Annotated in this window: 1 protein-coding gene; it reads left to right on the plus strand. The window is 42.9% G+C overall.

The window, feature by feature from the left end; genetic code table 11:
* Positions 1-221: 221 nt before the first annotated feature.
* A complete protein-coding gene (locus ACSZPU_RS26090; protein ID WP_499004519.1) occupies positions 222-689 on the plus strand; it encodes a hypothetical protein in 468 nt (155 codons plus the stop codon).
* Positions 690-736: the final 47 nt, after the last annotated feature.

The following is a 736-nucleotide window of genomic DNA, read 5'->3' on the forward strand; positions in this document are numbered from 1 at the left end:
ATCGGTAGTTAACCCTTCCTCCTACACTCTCCACAATCATGTCCGAGCGTTGCACTTATTATCTGAATTCGCGAAATGTTTATTTTTATATTTATCATCCAAAATTAATCTGCTATGACAGCACAGGGATAAGAGACAAAAAAACGCGACAAGATGCCATCTACAGGTTGGCAGAAGTACATTCTATTTCTGTGATCTATATCACAATAAAGGGGCGCTATATGCCATTACCGGAACACCTAACGCAACAAATCAGCACCCTTTTTTCCGGGGAATTATCGCCGTTCCCCGATATTTACGACGCTGTAAGCGAACAAGTGTTGTTGTTGATATTCAAAGCACGTCACCTTTACCAACATCCAGATTATGGCCGTTGGTTTGTTGAGCAGCATCAGGTGCTCGGTGAGCTATGTGCAAAAAGCGAGCACATAGGTAAAATCTACAAAAAAGATAACTTCACCATGGGTCATAAGGAAGAGCCTGAAGATGAACTCCTCAACGCTCTGATATTTATGGGTTACCTCTACCATGGCTTTGATAACAACAACGTCAGCCTAAAGACATGGGGGGAAATGAACAAACAACCTGAAAAATGGGATCGCCGCTTTCGTCAGGTTATCGCAAATGAAAACAAGTTTGTTAGCGACGATCTTTTTCAGACCTTAGATAGTGTCGTCACAAGATTTTAGCCCAGAGAGCGATGCATCTGATCTGGACGGCAGCGAGAAATGAGGCC

This window comes from Phytobacter sp. V69 (assembly GCF_965644215.1).
Lineage (GTDB): Bacteria > Pseudomonadota > Gammaproteobacteria > Enterobacterales > Enterobacteriaceae > Phytobacter.